Raw genomic sequence first — 19,461 nt, 5'->3', positions numbered from 1 at the left:
GTCCCGCGGCTTACTTGGTGTTGACGATGTCCTGAACCAGCTTCTTCAGTTCAGGCGTCGGGGAGAATTTGTCCCACACCGGTTTGACGGCGTTGACGAATTCAGCCTTGTTCACGTCGGTGACGAACTGTGCGCCGGCCTTGATGGCGATGTCCTTCGACGCCTGCTCACGCTTGGTCCAGTGCTCGATGTAGTAGGGCACGGTTTCCTTCGCTGCGTCGCGGATGATCTTCTGCTCTTCCTTCGTGAGCTTGTCCCAGACCTTCTTCGAGAAGACCAAGACTTCCGGCGCCATCACGTGCTGCGTTTCGCTGAACACCGGGGCGGCCTCGTAGTGCTTGACCGACTCGTACGACGGGTAGTTGTTCTCGGCGGCGTCGACGAGGCCCGTCTTGAGCGCGGTGTACACTTCGGCCCAAGGGATCGGGGTCGGGTTGGCGCCGATCGCCTGGATGATGCTCACCCAGAGGTCGGACTGCTGCACGCGAATCTTCATGCCCTTGACGTCGGCGAGGTTGCGCACCGGCTTCTTGGCGTAGATCGAACGTGCGCCCGACTCCCACAGCACCAGACCGACGAAGCCGGCCTTGTCGAGCGCGGCCAGAATCTGGTCGCCCTGCGGGCCGTTCATCGTCTTACGGAAGTGGTTGATGTCGCGGAAGATGAACGGGAACGACGGGACCATCGTTTCCGGCACGATGCTGTGGAAGGTCGCGGTATTGATGCGCACCATGTCCAGCGCACCGATCTTGACCTGTTCAAGCGTGTCTTTTTCCGAGCCGAGCGCGCTGTTGCCGAAGACCTTGATGTTGTATTTTCCGTTGGTCTTCTGGCTGACGATTTCGCCGATCTTCTTCACCGTCATGACGGTGGGGTAGTCGAGCGGGTGTACGTCGGCCGAGCGGAAGTCGCGGGCCTGCGCTGCGCCAGCGGCGAAGACGGACGCCATGATGACGCCCATGACCGTTTTCAGCTTCAACTGCATGTTTGCCTCCTCCTTGGGTTGTGTCTGTTCCAGGTGCGGATCGATGCGAACGGTCAGGTCCGCGCGCTCCTGACGAAGGCAATATACGCCATGAAAAGACGCTCTTCAAGGATTTTGAAACATTATTTCATTTTCGTCTTGCGGGTGTGGTGCGGTGGTATTTTGAGGCGGATAAAAACTTTTGCTGGGTTTCAGGCGTCCAGCGCGGCGCGGATGCGGTCGAGCACGCGCAGGTTGCGCAAGGATTCGTCCAGCGTCAGGCGAGGGGCGCGTCCGGCGAGGATCGCGGTGGAAAAATCCTGTACTTCGGCGGCGTAACGGTCGGAGGCGGGGACCGCGATGCGTTCGCTGCCGTTGCGGGTGTTGAGCAGGATTTCGCCGGCGTCGTCGAGGAAAGTGTCGGGAACGAGCAGGCTGCCTTCGCTGCCGACGATGTCGCTGTGCATCCGCCCGTGGGCGTTGAAGCCGCAGTGCAGGCTGGCGATCAGGCCGCTCTCGTAGCGCAGCAGCGCCGAGAGGTTGTGGTCGACGCCGTGGCTCCGGGTGCAGGTGGCGAAGACTTCGACCGGCTCGGCTTGCGCCACGAGGCCGATCAGGTTGAGCGGGTAGACGCCGACGTCATAGAGTGCGCCGCCGCCCAGCGCCGGATCGTCCTTGATGGTGTTCGCCCGGTCGAGGAAGAAGCGGAAGGTCGAGTTAACGCTGCGGAGTTCGCCCAGCACGCCACTCGCCAGGATGCGCTCGACGGCTTGCAGGCGCGCGGTGTAGCGGTACATGAAGGCTTCCATGAGTTGCACGCCGTGGGCGTGCGCCGCGTCGGCCATGCGCTGCGCCTCACTTGCGTCGAGCGCCAGCGGTTTCTCGCACAGGACGTGCTTGCCGTTTTGCATGGCCCGGATCGCCCATTCGCAATGCAGGGCGTTGGGCAGCGGCACATAGACCGCATCCACCGTCGGGTCGGCAAGCAGGGCTTCATAGCTGGCGTGGGCGGTGAACGCGTCGCCGAACAGGTTGCGGAATTCAGCCAGCCGGGCCGGATCGCGCGAGGCGACAGCGTGGAGCGTGGCGTTGGTGCTGCGGCCGATGGCCGGGACGAACTGCAGGCGGGCGATGCGGGCGCATCCGAGGATGCCCCAGCGGACGGTTGGATCGGTGCGGTGCATGGTGCCTCCGGGCGGCTTTGGCGTTCAAGCGGAAAACAACCGAAACGCAAAGACCACGAAGAAAAGGCGCTTAAAGCGGCGGTGGGCGAACGGTCCTCTGACCGGGGCGGGGCTCCGGGAAGAACGGAGGCTCGCCGCCCTGCTTTTCTTCGTGTCCTGTGCGTGTTTCGGGGTGCAGCTTTGGTGCGTGTCGAGCGCGCGTCAGGCTCAGTCGGCGCGCTGGATGAGTTCGATCTTGTAGCCGTCGGGGTCTTCGACGAAGGCGATGACGGTTGTGCCGTGCTTCATCGGGCCGGCTTCGCGCACCACCTTGCCGCCGAGTTCCTTGATCTTGGCGCAGGCGGCGTAGGCGTCGGGCACGCCGAGCGCGAGGTGGCCGAAGGCGTTGCCCATCTCGTAGCTCGTGGTGTCCCAGTTGTGCGTCAGTTCGATCACGGCGTTGTCGCTCTCCTCGCCGTAGCCGACGAAGGCCAGGGTGAAGCGGCCTTCGGGGTAGTCGTTGCGGCGCAGCAGGCGCATGCCGAGAACGTTGGTGTAGAAAGCGAGCGAGCGGTCGAGGTCGCCGACGCGGATCATGGTGTGCAGAATGCGCATTACGTGTTCCTTAAGGGTGGGTGAAGCGGAGGGCGATGGAAGGCCGCGGCCCGAGAGCCGCGGACAGGGTTCGCCGGGAGGACGATTCTAACCCCATTTTTTTGAGGTTCTACCGTCGGTCCGGCGGCTCCGGGAGAAGACGTTCGCCTTCCGGGGCTTGCCGATCAGCGGCCGGGCCTCATTTTTCCGCTCGCCGGTTCCCCGGTGTGCCGGTCCACACCCGGAGAATGCGGTAGGGCGGGCGACCGAGGTCTTCGCCGCCGGTGAAGGCCGGGCTGCGGTGGAGCTGGTTGACGGCGATGTAGAGCCAGGCGTCGGGGCCGAACTGGGCGTTGTCCGGCCATTCCAGGCGCGGGTCGCGGACGAGCGGGGTGAGCTCGCCCTGCGGGCTCAGGCGGTCGATGCCGTTTTCGTTGAGATTGGTGAAGAAGTGGTTGCCGGCGTCGTCGGTGGCCGCGCCGTCGGAAACCGGCTTTTTGCCGACCACGCGGATGGCCGCGGCGATTTCGGCGTGGTCGCCTTCGCGCAAGAGGCGGCTCGGGACGCTGTACCAGTGGGTGCCGTTCATGGCGCCGAAATAGACGGTCTGGCCGTCGCGGGCGAGGGTGATCGGATTGAGGCCGACGCTGGCGGGCTTGCCGTCGAAATGAGTGCTTTGGCCGTCCACCTTCATCTCTGCCTGCGGCTCGGCGTGCAAGGCGGGGTGGTTGTCGAAGCGGCGGGCCTTGCCGCTGGCGATGTGGACGGCGATCAGCCCCGGCGGGGCGAAGTCGGCGAGGTAGATCCAGCCTTGCTCGGCATCGACGGCCAGATCCTGGACGAAAGCGCCCTTGGGCGCAATCTCGGACGGCAGTTCGATCTTGTGCAGGCGCTTGCCGGTGGCGATGTCGAAGCCCCAGATGCGGCTCTTGCCGAGCGTGAGGCCCATGTCGGTGACCCACAGGCGGCCGGCGGTGTCCTGGGCGATGCCAAGCGGGGTGTCGAGGCGGTCGTCGCCCTTGTTCCGTTCGTCGCTTTGCACGCTGGCGTCCGGCCACGGCTGGTAGCGGTCGTGACCGGTGATTTCGATCAACTGCAGGCCGGAGGGCTTGTCGAGCGGATGCACGGTGGCGAAGACCCGGCCGCTGCGGGTGGCAGTGACGTTGCCGGGGCGGATGGGCAGGGTGGCCACCTCTTCGAGGGTGCCGACGGCGGGGGCGGAATAGGACAGCTGGGCGGTGCCGAGGAGGGCGGCGGCCAGCAGGCGCTGCGGCCTGCGCAAGGCACTGTGGGGCGAAGAGCTCATGGTGTTTCCTTCCTTCTAAGGATGAACGATAGGAGGCCTCGTCCTGGATGGGCGGGGCGGGGCGGCACCTGCGGTGCGCGTCCGGTGGTGGCGAGCGCTGGGGCTCGCGGCAACCCAAGAATGATACGGAGGCCAGATTTGTCGAAAAAGCAGGTAAATCTAGATTTACTTTCAATGAATTCTTGAATGTCTGGCGGCGGCGCATTAGCATGGCGCCATGCGCATGGTGCGGGACATGGAAGTCTTCGTTCAGGCGGCCGATAGCGGTAGCCTGTCGGCGGCTGCCCGGCGCCTGGGCATGAGCCCCGCTGCCGCGAGCCTGGCGGTGAAGCGACTGGAGGACGAGGTCGCCGCGCCGCTCTTCCTGCGCACCACGCGCAGCCTGCGCCTGACGCAGGCCGGGCAGATGTTCCTCGACCCCTGCCGGCAGGCGTTGCAGTTGCTGGTCGATGGGCGGGAGGCGGCGCTGAGCGGCCATGCGGCGCTCAGCGGGGTCTTGCAGCTTTCGCTGCCGTCCGACCTCGGGCGCAATGCCGTGCTCGGCTGGCTGGACGACTTTCAGGCGCGCTATCCACGCATTCGGTTGCGCCTGTTGCTTTCGGATCGGGTGGCCGACATCTACCGTCAGCCGGTGGATCTCGCGCTGCGTTACGGGGCCTTGCCGGATTCCAGCTTGGTGGCCTTGCCGATCGCGCCGCAAAACCGGCGCGTGCTGTGTGCAGCCCCCGCCTATCTGGCGCGGTCGGGAGTACCGGATCGGCCGGAAACGCTGGAAAAGCACAATTGCCTGTGCGTCACGCTCGGCGACAGCGTTCATGACCACTGGCGTTTTTCCCGCGACGGGCAGGACGTGACGGTGGCGGTGCGCGGCAACCGTGTCTCGGACGATGGTGACGCCGTGCGCCGCTGGGCTCTGGCCGGGCATGGCATCGCCTGCAAGTCGGCGCTCGACGTTGCGGATGACCTCCGGGCCGGACGGCTGCTGCGGCTTTGCCCGGAATGGTCGGGCGAACCGATGCCGCTCAGCCTGGTCTGCGCCGACCGCCGCCAAATCAGCCCAGTGGTGCAGGCCTTGAGAACCTTCCTCGCCAAGCGCTGCGCGAAGCATTGGCCAGGGGGCGTTGAACGGGGTCAGGATGCTGATCCGGGCGCTTCGACCCGCAGCTAAAGTACGGAAACCGTAATCCTTTTCGGTGAAGCGATTCCTCTGCGATGCACTATAACTTCAAGAGCTCGCTGCCCTCCGCCACACGGGGCTGTCGGTGCGCGTGTCTGCAGGGGGAAACCGCTGCGTCTTTTGCCGTTCTCACAGAAAACACGATATGGCGATCCGTTTTGTTGCAATCATCATGACCGTTTTCGGCGCTGTGGCGACGGCGGCAGAGCCCCCGGTCTCTCCGGCTCAGGGACCGATTCGGCTTACCACGCAGCAACAGCCCCCCTACAACATGGAAAGCGCGGACGGTCAGCAGAAAGGGATTGCCTTGGAGGTCGTCCGTTGTGCGTTGGAAAAAATGCAGCGTCCATTCACGATTACGTTTTATCCGTGGCTTCGCGCCCAGAATAGGGTTCGCGATCAATTGGCGGACGGCTTCTTTCCGGCGGTGCGCAACAGCGATCGAGATCTTTATGCCGAGTTATCCGTGCCTTTCGCGCCGCAACAATGGCGGTGGTACTTCAAGGCCGATCAATCCCTGAATCCTCACGGCGCAGCATTCAAACGCGATGCGATCGTCGGCGCCTACCACGGATCTGCCATGCTGAATTGGCTGAAAGACGAGGGCTATACCGTCCTGGCTTCCCCGCACACGCATGACCAGTTGTTGCGCATGCTTCTGAACAACAGGGTTCAGGCCGTCTTGGCCAGCGATCTGGCGATGAACACTGCAACGCAAGTCCTCGCCTTGGTGGATGCGAGGCACGTCGTTTCGGTCCTGGAGCGCGATAACCCGATGGGGGTTTACTTCGGGAAACACTTTTTAGCTCAGGAGGGCGGGCAATTCATGCCGAAATTCAATGCGGCCATTGCCGCTTGCCTCGCCGCTTCCGGGGGGTATTGAAGCCTTCGCTGCCAGAGGTTTCAGGGGGTGCGCGGGCGCGGTTCTCAGGCCGAAACCTCCCTTGGCCTTCGGTTTGGGCGCGACTGCGTGACTGCGCTCATGCTTTCGCTCCCGTTCATGCAGGAGGGCGCAACGCGCGGTGATCCTGTGCGCGTTTCCCTAACGCCGTTCGTCGGCCGGGATTAGCGCTTCACGCTGGTTCTTCTCGAGCCAGAAAAGCAGGGTGGCGTAGAAGGTGTCCGGATCGACGGGTTTGGCGATGTGGTCGTTCATCCCGGCGTCAAGGCAGCTCTGGCGGTCTTCGGCGAAAGCGTTGGCGGTCATCGCCAGGATGTAGGGGCGGACCGATTTTCCGGGCAGGCGGCGGATTGCCTGTGCCGCCGCGAGGCCGTTCATCCCGGGCATCTGCATGTCCATCAGGATCAGTGCGTAGGACTCGTGCGCGGCTTTTTCCAGCGCCAGCAAGCCGTCCTCGGCGACGTCGGTCTCCAGTCCGGCGAGCTTGAGCAGTTCGATCGCGACCTCGCGGCTGACCGGGTCGTCTTCGGCGAGCAGCACGCGCTGCCCGGAAAACTGCTCGCGCAAGGTGTCTTCGATGGCTTGCGGCGGCAGCTGCGCCGGACCGATGGGCAGGGTGTCGGCGAGCCGGCCGACGCGCAGCGTGGCCCAGAAGCGACTGCCCTCGCCGGGGCGACTTTCAACGCCGACGTCGCCGTGCATGAGGCGCGCCAGGTGGCGGCAGATCACGAGGCCGAGGCCGGTACCGCCAAAGCGGCGAGTGGTCGAGTCGTCGGCCTGGACGAAGGGGCGGAAGATGCGCAGTTGCTGATCTTCGGTCAGCCCGATGCCCTGGTCGCTGACCTCCAGGCGCAGCAGCAGGCCATCAGTGTCCTGTTGCTCGATGACCAGGGCGAGCCGGATTTCTCCCTGTTCCGAGAATTTGATGGCATTGCTCAGGAAGTTGATCGCGATCTGGGCGATGCGCAGCCCGTCGCCGTGCAGGCGCTGCGGCAGGTCGGGATCGAGCACGCGGACGAGGCGCAGGCCTTTGCCTGCGGCGCGTTCCTGCACCATGCTGAGTGCGTTGTCGACGGTCTCGCGCGGAGCGAAGACGTCGGCACGCATCTCGAGGCGTCCCGATTCGATCTTGGAAAGGTCAAGCACGTCATTGATGATGCCCAGCAGGTGCTTGGCGGCCTCGCCGACCTTGGCGAGCTTGTCGCGCGTCGGCGCATCCTGGGTTTCGCGCTGGATGAGGTGGGTGAGGCCGATGATGGCGTTCATCGGGGTCCGGATCTCGTGGTTGATGTTGGCCAGGAAGCTCGATTTGGCGCGGCTTGCGGCTTCGGCGGCTTCCTTGGCTTCGGCCAGTTGCAGGGTGCGTTCGCCGACCAGGACTTCGAGGTGGTTGCGGTAGCGTTCGAGTTCGTCCTCGTTCTTGCGCCGTTCGGTGATGTCGATCTGCAGGCAGAAGATTTCCGGCGGCCGGCCGGGAACGCGCACCACCGTGTGGCTGGAAATGACGTTGACCAGCGAGCCGTCCTTGCGCCGCAAGGTCTGTTCGATGCTTGGGGTGGGGCGCCCGGTGCGCAGCATGTCGGCGACGTCGTCCTCGATCTCGCGCACCATTCCGGCCGGAACGGTCAGTGCGGTGAGGCGGTGGCCGATCGCCTCGTCGGCGGAAAAACCGTAGAGGTTCTCCGAGGCCTTGTTCCAGTAGCGGACGACGAGGTGTGCGTCGAACCCCTGTACGGCGACCGAAGAAACTTCCTGCAACAGGTTGCGGAAGCGTTGTTCGCTCTCGCGCAGGGCATCGCGCGAAAGTTTGCGTTCGGTGATGTCGAGGCTGTAGACGATGTGGCCGAGGAACTGGTCGTCGCTGGCAAAGCGCGGGCAGCCGTGGTCGCGGAACCAGCGGTATTCGCCGTCGTAGCGGCGCAGGCGGAAGTCGGCGGTGAAGCGGGCGCGCCGGGCGGTGGCCTGCTCGATGAGCTCGAGCAACTCCTGGCGGTCGTCAGGGTGTACCGCGGCGAGCCAGCCTTCGCCTTCGTCTTCGCCCCGGGCGTGGGCGGTGAATTCGCGCCAGACCTTGTTGACGTAATCGCAGCGCCGCTCGGCGTCGAAGGTGCGGATCAAGGCCTGCCCCGAGTCGGAGAGGGTGCGGTAGCGTTGTTCGCTTTCGGCCAGTTCGCGCTGGAAGCTCTGGCGGTCGCGGATCAGGTGGTTGAGGCGCAGGATGACGAAAATGAAGAACAGCAGCCCGCAGACCATGCCCAGGGTGGTGATGCTGAGCGAGGTCTGATCGATGCGCGTTGCGCGCTGGCGCAGCGCCTCGGTGTGCTGCTCGTGTTCGCGCGCGAGGTGGGCGAAGTTGATGTTGGTGCGCGTCATCAGCTCGTCGCCACGGCGTATCGTCTGCCACAGCGCGGTTTTCGGCTGTTCGGCGCGATGCTTGGCGATGGCGTCCTGCGACCAGGCGAGGGTGTCGTGCATCAAGCGCGCGAAGGGCGTGTAGAGCCAGTTTTCAGCGTGGTGGTCGGTGAGGTCGTGGTGCAGTTTGTCGATGCGCAGGCGGGCCTGATCGCTGATGATCAGCGCATCGTTGAGAAAGCGCAGGTTGTCGGTGAGCAGGTAGCTCAGGACCAGCGATTGTTGCTGGGCGACGAGTGCCGAACCCTCGGCGCTCAAGGCGAAGATGGCCTCGCTGTGCGCCAGGTCGCGGTTGATCTTGGCCACCATGCTTTGCGAGCGCAGCTCGGCGACGCCAATGACGAAGAGGGCGACGACGCCGATCGCGAAACCGACCGTCGCCGAACGGCTCAACTGCCAACCGGCCGGGCGTTTGCGGCAGCTGTCGAGGAAGTTGGCGGCGGCGAGGAAGAGCAGCAGGATGGCGGTGTCGGGGGTGATCTGGTTGGTGAGTTCGTCCCCGATTTGCCGGCCGAAGGGCGGGGCTTCGGCGATCAGCACGATGGGCAGCGCCGCCAGGGCGAGGCTGATGCACAGCAGGCTCGCGCCTGCGGCAAGCATCACCTGCGGCGAGGGCGCGGCGTGGCGCCGGTTGATGAGCAGGGCGAAGCCGATCAGGAGCAGGCAGACCGCGCTTTCCGGCGAGGTGTCGAAGGTCCGGGCCGAGGCCGGGGTTTGCGGGGCGGAGAGGATGTGATCGAGGTCGAGCGGGGTTCCGAGCAGCGTTTCACTGAGCACCAGGGTGGCGCAGACCAGCGCCAGCAGGGTGCAGGCGAGGGCCAGGCGGCGGCGGAAACGGATGGCGCTGCGCAGGGGCAGGGCCGGCAGGCAGGTGGCGAGGCCGGCGAGAAAGACGCCGAGCGCGGCGCTCGGGCGGATCGCCAGCCAGTCCGGGGTCGGGCGCGGGGCGCTACTGCCGGCGAAGAGCATGGTGAGGAGCAGGGCCGAGAGCGCGATCGCCGCGCAGGCGCTGCCAATCATGCAGATGACGAGGCGGGAGGTGTGGCCGTGCTTGGCGGCGCCGGAGAGGGTGTGCGGCGCGGCTACGGTTCGCTTGATTCCCATTGTCCCCGCCGGATGACCATCGTGGTTGCGGTGGCGGCGCGGGCATCCCCGTTGCCGTCGATGACGATCGAGCCTTGTCGGCCCTCGAAGCTGCTGCGTTTCAGAATCCCGTTCTTGAGGTCATGCGGCGGGGTGCCGGCGTCCAGGGTGGTGAGCACGATGGCGGCGGCGTCGTAGGCCTTGATCGCGGCGAAATCGGGCTCCCGGCCGTAGCGCTTGAGGAAGGCTTCGCGAAAATCCTGGAAGTTCGGGGTGGCCGACTGACGCTGGTCGACCTGGGCGACCAGCAGGCCTTCGACCGCGCTTCCACCCAGCTCGATCAGGCGCTCGGTGCCGGCCCATTCGGCCGCGGCGAGCGGAATCGTCTGGTGGCGTCGGCGGACCGCCTCGCAGAGCATCGCCGTGTCGAGCGCTCCGGCGACGATGAGCACGGCCTCGGGTTCTCCGGCGAGGGTGCGACGCGCGAGGGTGTCGAAGTCGGTGCCGTCGTCGGTGATGAAGGTGACGGGGTCGAGCAGGCTGCCGCCGCCGGCCTCGAAGGTTTCCGAGAAGTCGCGCAGCCAGCTCTTGCTGTAGGCGGCGTTGGAAATGTCGATGACCGGACGGATGCGGCGCAGCGCAGTCCGGTCGAGGAAGTGGCGGGCCGTGGTCGTGGAAAACTCGGCCGTGCTCGGGATCACGCGCAGGAAATAGTCGTCGTTGCCGGAGAGCTGGGTGGAGGTCGCCGTCGGGCTGAGGAGCGGAATCTGGGCTTCGTTGGCCAGCGGCAGGACCGTCTGGGCGATGACGCTGGTCATCGGGCCGACGATCGCCACCACGTCCTTGGCTGCCAGGCGGCGGAAGGCCTTGCGTGCCGACTCGGGGTCATGGCGGTCGTCCTCGATGTGCAGTTCGACCGCGCGGCCGCGGATGCCGTCGGCGGCGTTGCGCTGTTCGACCGCGAGGCGGGCGCCGTACAGGCCGCTGATGCCAAGGTCGGTGACGCGCCCCGAGAGTGCGCCGAGGAAGCCGATGCGGATCGGTTCCTGAGGCGCGCAGGCGTACAGCGCGAAAAGCAACGGCAAAACCGCGGCCAGGCCGCGGAGGCTTCGCAAACCGCCGATCGTCGAGAAGAGGCGCGTAGGGGTCGCCATGAACCGGGTTCCCAAGAGTCACAAGCCTGCGCTGAGAATTCCCGTTGGCGCCGGACGCCGTGGGGGACTTTGCCCCGCGATTTTGCCCTGCCGCACAGGGCTTGGCAAACGCTTTGCCGGGGCTTGTCAGGCGAGGTCCGGTGCTGGCGTTGCGGCCGGGAAACGCCTCACGCCGGGGGCAGGAAAGCGGCGGGCAGGGCGGCGGCGTGCCGCCGCAGTTCGGCGCGTGCCGCCGCATGGTCGGGGCACAGGCGTTCGACCACCGCCCAGAAGCGCGGGCCGTGGTTCATCTCGACGAGGTGTGCGACCTCGTGCGCGACGACGTAGTCGACGACTGCGGGCGGGCAATGGATGAGCCGCCAGTTGAGGCGGATGCCGCTGATGCGGCTGCAGCTGCCCCAGCGCGTGCGTGCGGCCGTGAGCGCGAGCGGCGGGACGGGCAGGCCGAGGCGGGCGGTGAAGAAGACGAGGCGGTCGGCAAAGTGCGCGTAGGCCCGTTCGCGCAGCGCTTCTTCAAGCAGGGCGGGTGCGCCTTCCGGGCAGCGTGGGCCCAGGGCCAGAGTGGGGCTTGGACTGTCCGGCGCGATCCAGGCGATCTGGTCGTTGCCGGGGGTGAGGCGCAGCGTCAGTGCGCGACCGAGCAGGGGCAGGCGGGCGCCGTCGGCCAGCGGTAGCGCCTGGGCTTCAGGCCGGGCTTGCCATTCGTCGAGCTTGCGTGCCACCCAGTCGGCGTGCTGGCGGATCAGGGCTTCGATTTCGCCGAGCGAGGCGCGCAGCGGCGCGCCGACGGAGAGTCCGCGCCGGTCGATGGTCAGGCCGATGGTGCGCCGCCGGGCGCGGCGCAGGCGGTAGTCGACGAGGCGCTCGCCGAGGGCGATGCGGCGCAGCGTTTCGCCCGCGCGCAGCGGGCTCCCGACGTCGGGTGATGGTTCAGGCCGACGGGGCATGGCCCCCGGCCGGGGCGCGTTGCGGCGCGATGCGCGCCATCTCGGCGGTAATCCAGCGTTCGGCGAGTGCGGTGACTTCTTCGGCGGTCTTGCCGGCCGGGTCGATCGCCGGGCCGATGCTGACGGTGACGGTGCCGGGGCGTTTGACGAAGGCGTTGCGCGCCCACAGGTCGCCGGCGTTGTGGGCGACCGGGACGATCGGCGCGCCGGATTTGACGGCAAGGTGGCCGCCGCCCGTCTTGAAGCGGCGCGTTTCGCCCGGGGCGAGGCGGGTGCCTTCAGGGAAGATGGTCACCCAGTAGCCGGCCTGGAGGCGCTCGACGCCCTGGCGGACGACCTGGCGCAGGGCATCGCGACCGGCGCTGCGGTCGATCGAGATCATGCGCACGGCGGCGAAGGCCCAGCCCATGAAGGGGATGTAGAGCAGCGACTTCTTGAGCACGAAGACCTGGTCCGGGAAGATGTCCTGCAGGGCGACGGTCTCCCACGCCGATTCGTGCCGGCTGAGGATCACGGCTGGCTGCGACGGAATGTTCTCGGCGCCGACGACGCGGTAGCGGATGCCCAGCACGCCGGCGCAGAGCGCCATGAACAGCCGCCGCCAGGCGGCGATCAGGGCGAAACGGCTGCGCATCGGCAGCACTACGGCGAGAGTGATGAGCAGGCCGAAGGGGGCGGTGATCAGCGTGGCAAGCAGCAGGAAGAGCGCGGAACGGAGGACGGCGATCATGGGGCGGAAAGGATGTGCTCGACCGCGGCGGCGAGGTCGGGGAAAGTCAGGGTGCCCGCGGGCAGCTTGCCTTCGGCCTGGGTCGTCTCGCCTTTGCCGGTGAGTACGAGCAGGGGCTTGGCGCCGACCGTGGCGGCGGCCTGCAGATCGCGCAGCGAGTCGCCGACGGCATAGGCTTCGGAGAGGTCGGCGTTGAAGCAGGCGCCGATGCGCTCGAACATCCCGGGCTTGGGCTTGCGGCAGGTGCAGTCGGCGGCCGAGGCGTGCGGGCAGAAAAAGATGGCGTCGATACGGCCGCCTTGCGCCTGCACCGCGCGGTGCATCTTTTCATGGATGGCGTTGAGCATGTCCATGTCGAACAGGCCGCGCCCGATCCCCGACTGGTTGGTGGCGATTACCACCCGGCAACCCGCCTGGGAGAGGCGGGCAATGGCTTCCAGGCTGCCGGGGATGGGCTTCCACTCGGCGGGCGACTTGATGAAGTGCTCGGAGTCGAAGTTGATGACGCCGTCGCGGTCGAGGATGACGAGCTTCATGGGACGGTCCTCAGACAGCCAGGCGCGAGATGTCGGCCACCGCGTTGAGCTGCGCGTAGAGCGACTTGAGCAGGCCCAGTCGGTTGGCGCGGAGCAGCGGCTCGTCGGTGTTGACCATCACCTCGTCGAAGAAACGGTCCACCTCGCCGCGCACGCTGGAGAGCGCGAGCAGGGCTTCGGCGTAATCGCCGTTGTCCACATGCGATGTGACGAGCGGGGCGAGTTGCACCACGCGGTCGAAGAGCGCTTTCTCAGCGGCTTCCTGGAGCAGCGCGACGTCGGGCTCGGGGATCGCGCCTTCGGCTTTCTTGAGGATATTGCCGATGCGCTTGTTGGCGGCGGCCAGTGCTTGCGCGGCGTCATCGGCGAGGAATTTTTGCACCGCGTCGAGCTTGGCCGGAACGAGGTCGATGCGCGTCGGGCGTTGCGCCAGCACCGCGTCGACGACGTCCTGGCCGTGTCCGGCGTCACGCAGGAAGCCGCGCAGGCGCTCGAGCATGAAGTCGTGCAGTTGCGTGGCGTGGCCTTCGGCGGTGAGCGTTCCGGTGGAGAATCCCTTGCCGGCCTCGGCGATCAGCTCGCCCAGATCGAGCGGCAACGGCTTTTCCATCAGGATGCGCAGCACGCCCAGCGCGGCGCGGCGCAGGCCGAAGGGGTCCTTGTCGCCGGTGGGCACGAGGCCGATGCCGAAGAAACCGGTGAGCGCGTCGAGCTTGTCGGCCAGGGCGACCGCGCAGGAGACGTTGCTGGCGGGCAGCACGTCGCCGGCAAAGCGTGGCCGGTAGTGATGTTCCATGGCTTCGGCGACGTCCGGCTTGGCGCCTTCGTGCTCGGCGTAGTAGCGGCCCATGATGCCCTGCAGCTCGGGGAATTCGCCGACCATGTCGGTGAGCAGATCGACCTTGCACAGGAGGCCGGCGTTGCGCGCCAGGGTGGCCTCGGCGCCGAGCTTGCCAGCGATGAAGGCGGCCAGCAGGCCGAGGCGCTGGGCGCGGTCGGCGAGCGAGCCGAGCTTATTGTGGTAGACCACCGAGCCGAGCTTGATCGCGCGCGAGACGAAGCCGTTCTTCTTGTCCTGTTCGAAGAAGAAGCGCGCGTCGGCGAGGCGCGGGCGGACGACGCGCTCGTTGCCGCCGATCACCGCCGACGGGTCGGCCGGATCAATGTTGCTGACCAGCAGGAAGCGGTTGGTCAGCTTGCCTTGCGCGTCGAGCAGCGGGAAGTACTTCTGGTTGGCCTTCATGGTCAGGATCAGGCATTCCTGCGGCACGGCGAGGAATTCTTCTTCGAATTGGCCGATCATCACCTTGGGCCGTTCGACGAGGGCGGTGACTTCGTCGAGCAGCGCGTCGTCCTCGATCGGACGAGCGCCGGCCTGGGCGGCTGCAGCGGCAAGCTGGCGGGCGATTTCGGCGCGCCGTTCGGCGAAGCTGGCGATCACCGCGCCTTCGTCGGCCAGTTGCGCCGCGTAACGGTCGGCGTCGGTGATGATGATGGGATCGACGCGGGCTTCGAAGCGGTGGCCGTGGGTACGGTTGCCGGCGGTGAGGCCGAGCACCGACACGGGCACGACCTCGGTGCCGTGCAGCGCCACCAGGGCGTGCGCCGGACGGACGAAGTTGACCGAGCTCCAGCCATCGGCGAGCTGGTAGCTCATGACCTTGGGAATCGGCAGTGCGGCGAGCGCGGCTTCGAGGGCTTTCTGCAGGCCGTCCTGCAAGCGGGCGCCCTTGGCCAGGCAATCGTAGAAGAGGACGTCAGCCTTGCCGTCGTTTTCGCGACGCAGGTGGGCGACGCAGTCGGCGCCGAGGCCCAGCGCGTCCAGCTTTTTGCGCAGCGCCGGCGTGGGCTGGCCGGCGGCGTCGAGGCCGACGGCGACGGGCATCAGCTTCTGCGTGACCGGCTTGTCGGCGGCGACCGGCAGCACGCCGGTGATGTGGGCGGCCAGGCGACGTGGCGAAGCATAGGGCGTGACGGTCGCGTCGGATGCAGCGAGTCCGCTCTGGTGCAGGGATTTGGCGAGCGTCTGGGCGAAAGTCTCGCCCAGCGTTTTCAGTGCCTTGGGCGGCAGTTCCTCGACGAAGAGTTCAACGAGCAGGTTCTTGGCAGTCATTTGGCGACCTTCTTTTCGATCTGGGCGAGGGCTTCTTCGGCCCAGGCTTTGGGCGCCATCGGGAAGCCGAGGCGGGCGCGGCTGTCGACGTAGCTCTGGGCCACGTTGCGCGCGAGGTTGCGGATGCGTCCGATGTAGGCGGCGCGCTCGGTGACCGAGATGGCGCCGCGCGCGTCGAGCAGGTTGAAGGTGTGCGCCGCCTTGAGCACCTGTTCGTAGGCGGGCAGGGCGAGCTGCACGTCCATCAGGTGCTTGGCCTGCTTTTCATGCGCCGAGAAGGCGGTGAACAGGAAGTCCGGGTCGGAATGCTCGAAGTTGTAGGTGGACTGCTCGACTTCGTTCTGGTGATAGACGTCGCCGTAGGTGAGGCCTTCGGTCCAGCGCAGGTCGAAGACGTTCTCGACGCCCTGCAGGTACATCGCCAGGCGTTCGAGGCCGTAGGTGATTTCGCCGGTGATCGGTTTGCAGTCGATGCCGCCGACCTGCTGGAAATAGGTGAACTGGGTGACTTCCATGCCGTTCATCCAGACTTCCCAACCCAGACCCCAGGCGCCGAGCGTCGGGTTTTCCCAGTCGTCCTCGACGAAGCGCACGTCGTTTTTCTTCAGGTCGAAGCCCAGCGCTTCCAGCGAACCGAGGTAGAGGTCGAGGATGTTCTCCGGCGCCGGCTTCAGGACCACCTGGTACTGGTAGTAATGCTGCATGCGGTTGGGGTTCTCGCCGTAGCGGCCGTCCTTCGGGCGGCGCGAAGGCTGCACGTAAGCGGCTTTCCACGGCTCGGGACCGAGCGCGCGCAGGAAGGTCGCGGTGTGGCTGGTGCCGGCGCCGACCTCCATGTCGTAAGGCTGGAGCAGGGCACACCCCTGTTTGTCCCAGTACGCCTGGAGACGCAGAATGACTTCCTGAAAAGTAGGCATGGGGCTTCGCGATCAATAATTGCTGGAAAGAGCCGGATTTTACTTGCTTTTGCCGGCAAGCCAAAGGCGGACGGGCGTTCTGGGGATGCTGCCGGCAGCGGTTTGTGTGGTGCGGCACGGCGGATGCTCAGCCAGTTCCCGGCACGCGCGGCAAAACGGGCGGGAGCGCCGGGGGCGATGCACTCAGGTCCGGCGGGCGCGGAGGCCGAAGTTGCCGGCGAGGGCGACGAGGGTGGCGATCAGGGCGGCCAGCGCGAGGAGCGGTGCGTCGCCCCAGCGCACGTAAGGCGTCTCGCCGGTGTAGCCCTGGGCTTCGCCGCGCAGCGCGCCGCGGGTGAAGGGCGGCAGCGCGCCGAGCACGGCGCCGTCGGGGGCGACGATGGCGGTCATCCCGGTGTTGGTCGCGCGCAGCATGGTGCGCCCGGTTTCGAGTGCGCGCAGGCGGGCGATCTGCAGGTGTTGCTGCGGCGCCAGCGAGTCGCCGAACCAGGCGACGTTGGAGAGATTCACGAGCAGCGTCGCCTGCGGCACGGCGCGGGCGATCTCGGTGCCGAAGGCGTCCTCGTAGCAGATGTTGGCGGCGACGCGCTGGCCGGCGACGGCGAACGGCGGCTGGTTTGCGGCGCCGGGCGTGAAGTCAGACATCGGGATGTTGGCCTGGGCCATGAACCAGCGGAAGCCTGGCGGCACGAATTCGCCGAAGGGGACGAGGTGTTGCTTGTCGTAGCGCTGGCTCGGGGCGTTGCCCAGGCTGACCACGCTGTTGGCGTAGCCTTGGCTGTCGCCGGTCGGCACGCCGAGCAGCAGGTCGCCGTCCTGACGCCGGGCGAGCGCGGCGAGCGTTTCGAGGTAGGCGCGTGGGATGCGGCCGTAGAACGCCGGCAGCGCGGTTTCGGGCAGGACGGTGAGCTGCGCCGGGTGGTCGAGGGCCAGTTGGTAGTAGGTGCGCAGCGAGGCGTCGAAGAGTTCCGGGCGCCACTTGAGGTCTTGCGGCACGTTGCCCTGCAGCAGTGCCACGGTGATCGGTGCGCCGTGCGGCGTGGTCCAGGCCACGCCGCGCAGCAGGGCGCCGCCGGCGAGGACGAGCATGACCGCAAGGCCCGCCACGACGGCCTTGCGGCGGCCTTGCAGGGCGCGTCCAGCGGTCGTTTCAAGGATGCAGGCGGCGCCCAGCGCGCCGATCAGGGCGGAGGCGAAGCTCAGGCCGTAGACGCCGACGACGGGTGCATAGCCGGCGAGCGGGCTGGGCGGTGTCTGGGCGTAGCCGGCGGCGAGCCAGGGGAAGCCGGTGAGGAGCCAGCCGCGCAGCCATTCGGTGAGCGTCCACAGCGCGGCGAAGGCGAGCGCGTCGAGCGTCGGCGAGGCGCTGCGCAGGCGCACCGCGAGGGCGCCGGCGAGCGCCGGGTAGAGGGCGAGGACGAGGCAGAAGAGCAGGGTCGCGAGGCCGGCGAGCCACGCCGGCATGCCGCCGAAGATGCTCAGGCTGACATAGACCCAGGAGACGCCGGCGAGGAACAGGCCGCTGCCGAAAGCCCAGCCGTAGAGCGCGCCCTGGCGCGGCGAGGCGGCGGTGCGCAGGACGAGGAACAGGACGCCGAGCGTGAGCGGCAGCAGCGGGAAGGCGCCGACCGGCGCAAAGGCCAGGACCGACGCGGCTCCGAGGGCGGCGCAGAGGGCCGCGCCACGGGGGCTGCGGTGCATCAGCGGAAGCTTCGACAACGTGTCGCTCACGCCGGGTCCGCGGCCGGTGGCAGGCGGCTGGCGAGCAGGGTGTAGAGGCGGCGGTTGTCGGCGCGCAGCACCTGGAAGCGGATGCCGTCGATGTCCACGGTTTCGTTGCGCCGCGGCACGCGGCCGAAGGCGTTGAGGATCAGGCCGCCGACGGTGTCGCATTCTTCGTCGTTGAAACGGACGTCGAGCGCTTCGGCGAGGTCTTCGATCGGCGTCTGCGCCTTGACGCGCAGGCGGCCGCCGCTGTCACCGCGGATGTTGCCGGCATCCTCGTCGAAGTCGTACTCGTCCTCGATGTCGCCGACGATCTGCTCAAGCACGTCCTCGATGGTGATCAGGCCGCTGACCCCGGCGTATTCGTCGATGACGATGGCCATGTGGTTGTGCGAAACGCGGAATTCGCGCAGCAGCAGGCTCAGCTGCTTCGACTCGGGGATGAAGGCCGCCGGGCGCAGCCAGTCGCGCAGGCGGAAGTTCTGTTCGTCGGTGACGCGCAGCAGATCCTTGGCCAGGACGATGCCGAGCACGTTGTCGCGCTCGCCCTCGATGACCGGGAAACGCGAGTGGCCGCTGCGGTTGATGCGCGCGACGATCTCGGGGAAGGGGTCGTCGACGTCGATGACCTGCATGCGCGCGCGCGGCACCATGGCCTCGTGGACCCGCATCTCGGAGGTGGCGATGGCACCCTGGATGATCGACAGCGCTTCGGCGTCGAGCAGCTGGCGCTCGTGCGCCGATTGCAGCAACTGCAGCAGTTGCTCGCGGTCTTCGGGTTCGCGCAGGAGGAAAGAGGAAATGCGTTCGTACAGACTCGGTTTGTCAGGGTCCATTGGACGGGGGGGCTGGCTACGGGAAAAGGGGCTGAGTGCAACGGGGGCTCAACGCGCGCCGGGCGTGCCGGCGGCGGAGGCGTAAGGGTCGGGGAGTCCGAAGCCGGCGAGCAGGCGGCGTTCGTGCGCCTCCATCGTTTCGGCATCGGCGTCCGAGGTTTCGTGGTCGTGGCCGAGCAGGTGGAGCACGCCGTGCATGACCAGGTGAGCGTAGTGCGCGGCGAGCGGTTTGCCTTGCTCGGCCGCCTCGCGGGCGACCACCGGGGCGCAGATGACGATGTCGCCGCAGACTGTCGGTTCGGTGTCGTAGGGGAAGGTGAGGACGTTGGTCGCATAGTCCTTGCCGCGGTAGTCGCGGTTGAGCGCCAGGCCTTCCTCTGCGTCGACAAAGCGCAGCGTGATCTGGCCGCCACGCGCACCGTCCGCGTCGAGCGCCGCGCGCGTCCAGGCGCGCAGCTCCGGGCGCGCAGGCAGATCCGGGGCGATGCTGGCGTATTGCACGCTGAGGTTGAGGCGGCGGCTGGGGCGGGAAATGTCGGTCATCGGAGGTACATGCGGGGAGCGAATGGCTCTCATCATAGCCAAAGAGCGGCCTTCCCCGCAAAACCGGGCGGCCGCGCGAGCTTACTTGCGTTCGGCGCCTTGCTCCTGTGCTGCGGCGGCGGCCTCGTAGGCCGAGACGATGCGCGCCACGAGCGGGTGGCGGACGACGTCGTCCTTCTGGAATTCGGTGAAGGCGATGCCGCGCACCTCCTTGAGGATGATGCGCGCTTCGATGAGGCCGCTCTTCTGGCCGCGCTGCAGGTCGATCTGGGTCACGTCGCCCGTCACCACGGCCTTGGCGCCGATGCCGATGCGGGTGAGGAACATCTTCATCTGCTCGGGCGTGGTGTTCTGCGCCTC

General features: G+C 67.1%; 17 protein-coding genes. 2 read left to right on the top strand and 15 right to left on the bottom strand.

Going from position 1 to position 19,461, the window contains the following annotated elements:
• Positions 1-10: 10 nt before the first annotated feature.
• From QMB55_RS03085 to QMB55_RS03070, 4 genes are all read right to left on the bottom strand, one after another.
• Positions 11-985 carry a TRAP transporter substrate-binding protein gene (locus tag QMB55_RS03085; protein ID WP_497587194.1) on the bottom strand — a complete coding sequence of 325 codons (975 nt, stop codon included), beginning with the start codon at positions 983-985 and terminating at the stop codon, positions 11-13.
• Between the two features lie 191 nt (positions 986-1,176).
• The gene (locus QMB55_RS03080) at positions 1,177-2,148 is read right to left on the bottom strand and encodes a Gfo/Idh/MocA family protein (RefSeq protein WP_497587193.1); all 972 of its coding nucleotides are present in this window, start codon (positions 2,146-2,148) and stop codon (positions 1,177-1,179) included.
• A 207-nt stretch (positions 2,149-2,355) separates the two neighbouring features.
• The gene (gloA, locus tag QMB55_RS03075) at positions 2,356-2,742 is read right to left on the bottom strand and encodes a lactoylglutathione lyase (protein ID WP_497587192.1); all 387 of its coding nucleotides are present in this window, start codon (positions 2,740-2,742) and stop codon (positions 2,356-2,358) included.
• A gap of 178 nt (positions 2,743-2,920) precedes the next feature.
• On the bottom strand, positions 2,921-4,027 hold the full coding sequence (locus tag QMB55_RS03070) for an L-dopachrome tautomerase-related protein (RefSeq protein WP_497587191.1): 1,107 nt from the start codon (positions 4,025-4,027) through the stop codon (positions 2,921-2,923).
• A gap of 217 nt (positions 4,028-4,244) precedes the next feature.
• On the opposite strand from QMB55_RS03070, the gene QMB55_RS03065 reads away from it, so the two are divergent.
• Together QMB55_RS03065 and QMB55_RS03060 are read left to right on the top strand one after the other, a co-directional pair.
• Positions 4,245-5,195 carry a LysR family transcriptional regulator gene (locus QMB55_RS03065; protein ID WP_497587190.1) on the top strand — a complete coding sequence of 317 codons (951 nt, stop codon included), beginning with the start codon at positions 4,245-4,247 and terminating at the stop codon, positions 5,193-5,195.
• A 154-nt stretch (positions 5,196-5,349) separates the two neighbouring features.
• Complete coding sequence (locus QMB55_RS03060; protein ID WP_497587189.1) at positions 5,350-6,087, top strand: substrate-binding periplasmic protein; 738 nt, start codon at positions 5,350-5,352, stop codon at positions 6,085-6,087.
• A 159-nt stretch (positions 6,088-6,246) separates the two neighbouring features.
• On the opposite strand, the gene QMB55_RS03055 is transcribed toward QMB55_RS03060, so the two are convergent.
• The 11 genes from QMB55_RS03055 to QMB55_RS03005 form a co-directional block, all read right to left on the bottom strand.
• Positions 6,247-9,621, bottom strand: coding sequence for a PAS domain S-box protein (locus tag QMB55_RS03055; RefSeq protein ID WP_497587188.1), 3,375 nt, complete (start codon positions 9,619-9,621; stop codon positions 6,247-6,249).
• Positions 9,600-10,754, bottom strand: coding sequence for an ABC transporter substrate-binding protein (locus QMB55_RS03050; RefSeq protein WP_497587187.1), 1,155 nt, complete (start codon positions 10,752-10,754; stop codon positions 9,600-9,602). The genes QMB55_RS03055 and QMB55_RS03050 overlap by 22 nt, the downstream gene beginning before the upstream one ends.
• Before the next feature lie 167 nt (positions 10,755-10,921).
• Positions 10,922-11,701: a M48 family metallopeptidase gene (locus tag QMB55_RS03045; protein WP_497587186.1), complete on the bottom strand. Its 780-nt coding sequence runs from the start codon at positions 11,699-11,701 to the stop codon at positions 10,922-10,924.
• On the bottom strand, positions 11,685-12,431 hold the full coding sequence (locus tag QMB55_RS03040) for a lysophospholipid acyltransferase family protein (protein ID WP_497587185.1): 747 nt from the start codon (positions 12,429-12,431) through the stop codon (positions 11,685-11,687). Before QMB55_RS03040 ends, QMB55_RS03045 begins: the two co-directional genes overlap by 17 nt.
• Positions 12,428-12,967 carry a D-glycero-beta-D-manno-heptose 1,7-bisphosphate 7-phosphatase gene (gene gmhB, locus QMB55_RS03035; protein ID WP_497587184.1) on the bottom strand — a complete coding sequence of 180 codons (540 nt, stop codon included), beginning with the start codon at positions 12,965-12,967 and terminating at the stop codon, positions 12,428-12,430. Before gmhB ends, QMB55_RS03040 begins: the two co-directional genes overlap by 4 nt.
• Positions 12,968-12,977: 10 nt before the next feature.
• A complete protein-coding gene (gene glyS, locus QMB55_RS03030) occupies positions 12,978-15,080 on the bottom strand; it encodes a glycine--tRNA ligase subunit beta (protein ID WP_497587183.1) in 2,103 nt (700 codons plus the stop codon).
• Entirely contained in the window at positions 15,077-15,997 is a 921-nt protein-coding gene (gene glyQ, locus QMB55_RS03025; protein WP_497587182.1) for a glycine--tRNA ligase subunit alpha, read from the bottom strand. The genes glyS and glyQ overlap by 4 nt, the downstream gene beginning before the upstream one ends.
• 183 nt (positions 15,998-16,180) lie before the next feature.
• Entirely contained in the window at positions 16,181-17,728 is a 1,548-nt protein-coding gene (lnt, locus tag QMB55_RS03020) for an apolipoprotein N-acyltransferase (protein ID WP_497587181.1), read from the bottom strand.
• A complete protein-coding gene (locus QMB55_RS03015; RefSeq protein ID WP_497587180.1) occupies positions 17,725-18,558 on the bottom strand; it encodes a CorC family transporter in 834 nt (277 codons plus the stop codon). The genes lnt and QMB55_RS03015 overlap by 4 nt, the downstream gene beginning before the upstream one ends.
• A 48-nt stretch (positions 18,559-18,606) precedes the next feature.
• Complete coding sequence (gene ybeY / locus QMB55_RS03010) at positions 18,607-19,101, bottom strand: rRNA maturation RNase YbeY (protein ID WP_497587179.1); 495 nt, start codon at positions 19,099-19,101, stop codon at positions 18,607-18,609.
• Positions 19,102-19,182: 81 nt separating this feature from the next.
• Positions 19,183-19,461: PhoH family protein (locus QMB55_RS03005; protein WP_497587178.1), on the bottom strand; the 279-nt coding region annotated here is incomplete at its 5' end.

The organism is Propionivibrio sp. (assembly GCF_041441355.1).
Taxonomy (GTDB): domain Bacteria; phylum Pseudomonadota; class Gammaproteobacteria; order Burkholderiales; family Rhodocyclaceae; genus Propionivibrio.
The sequence above is the reverse complement of the archived record's forward strand: the minus strand, read 5'-3'. Positions and strand labels throughout refer to the sequence as shown.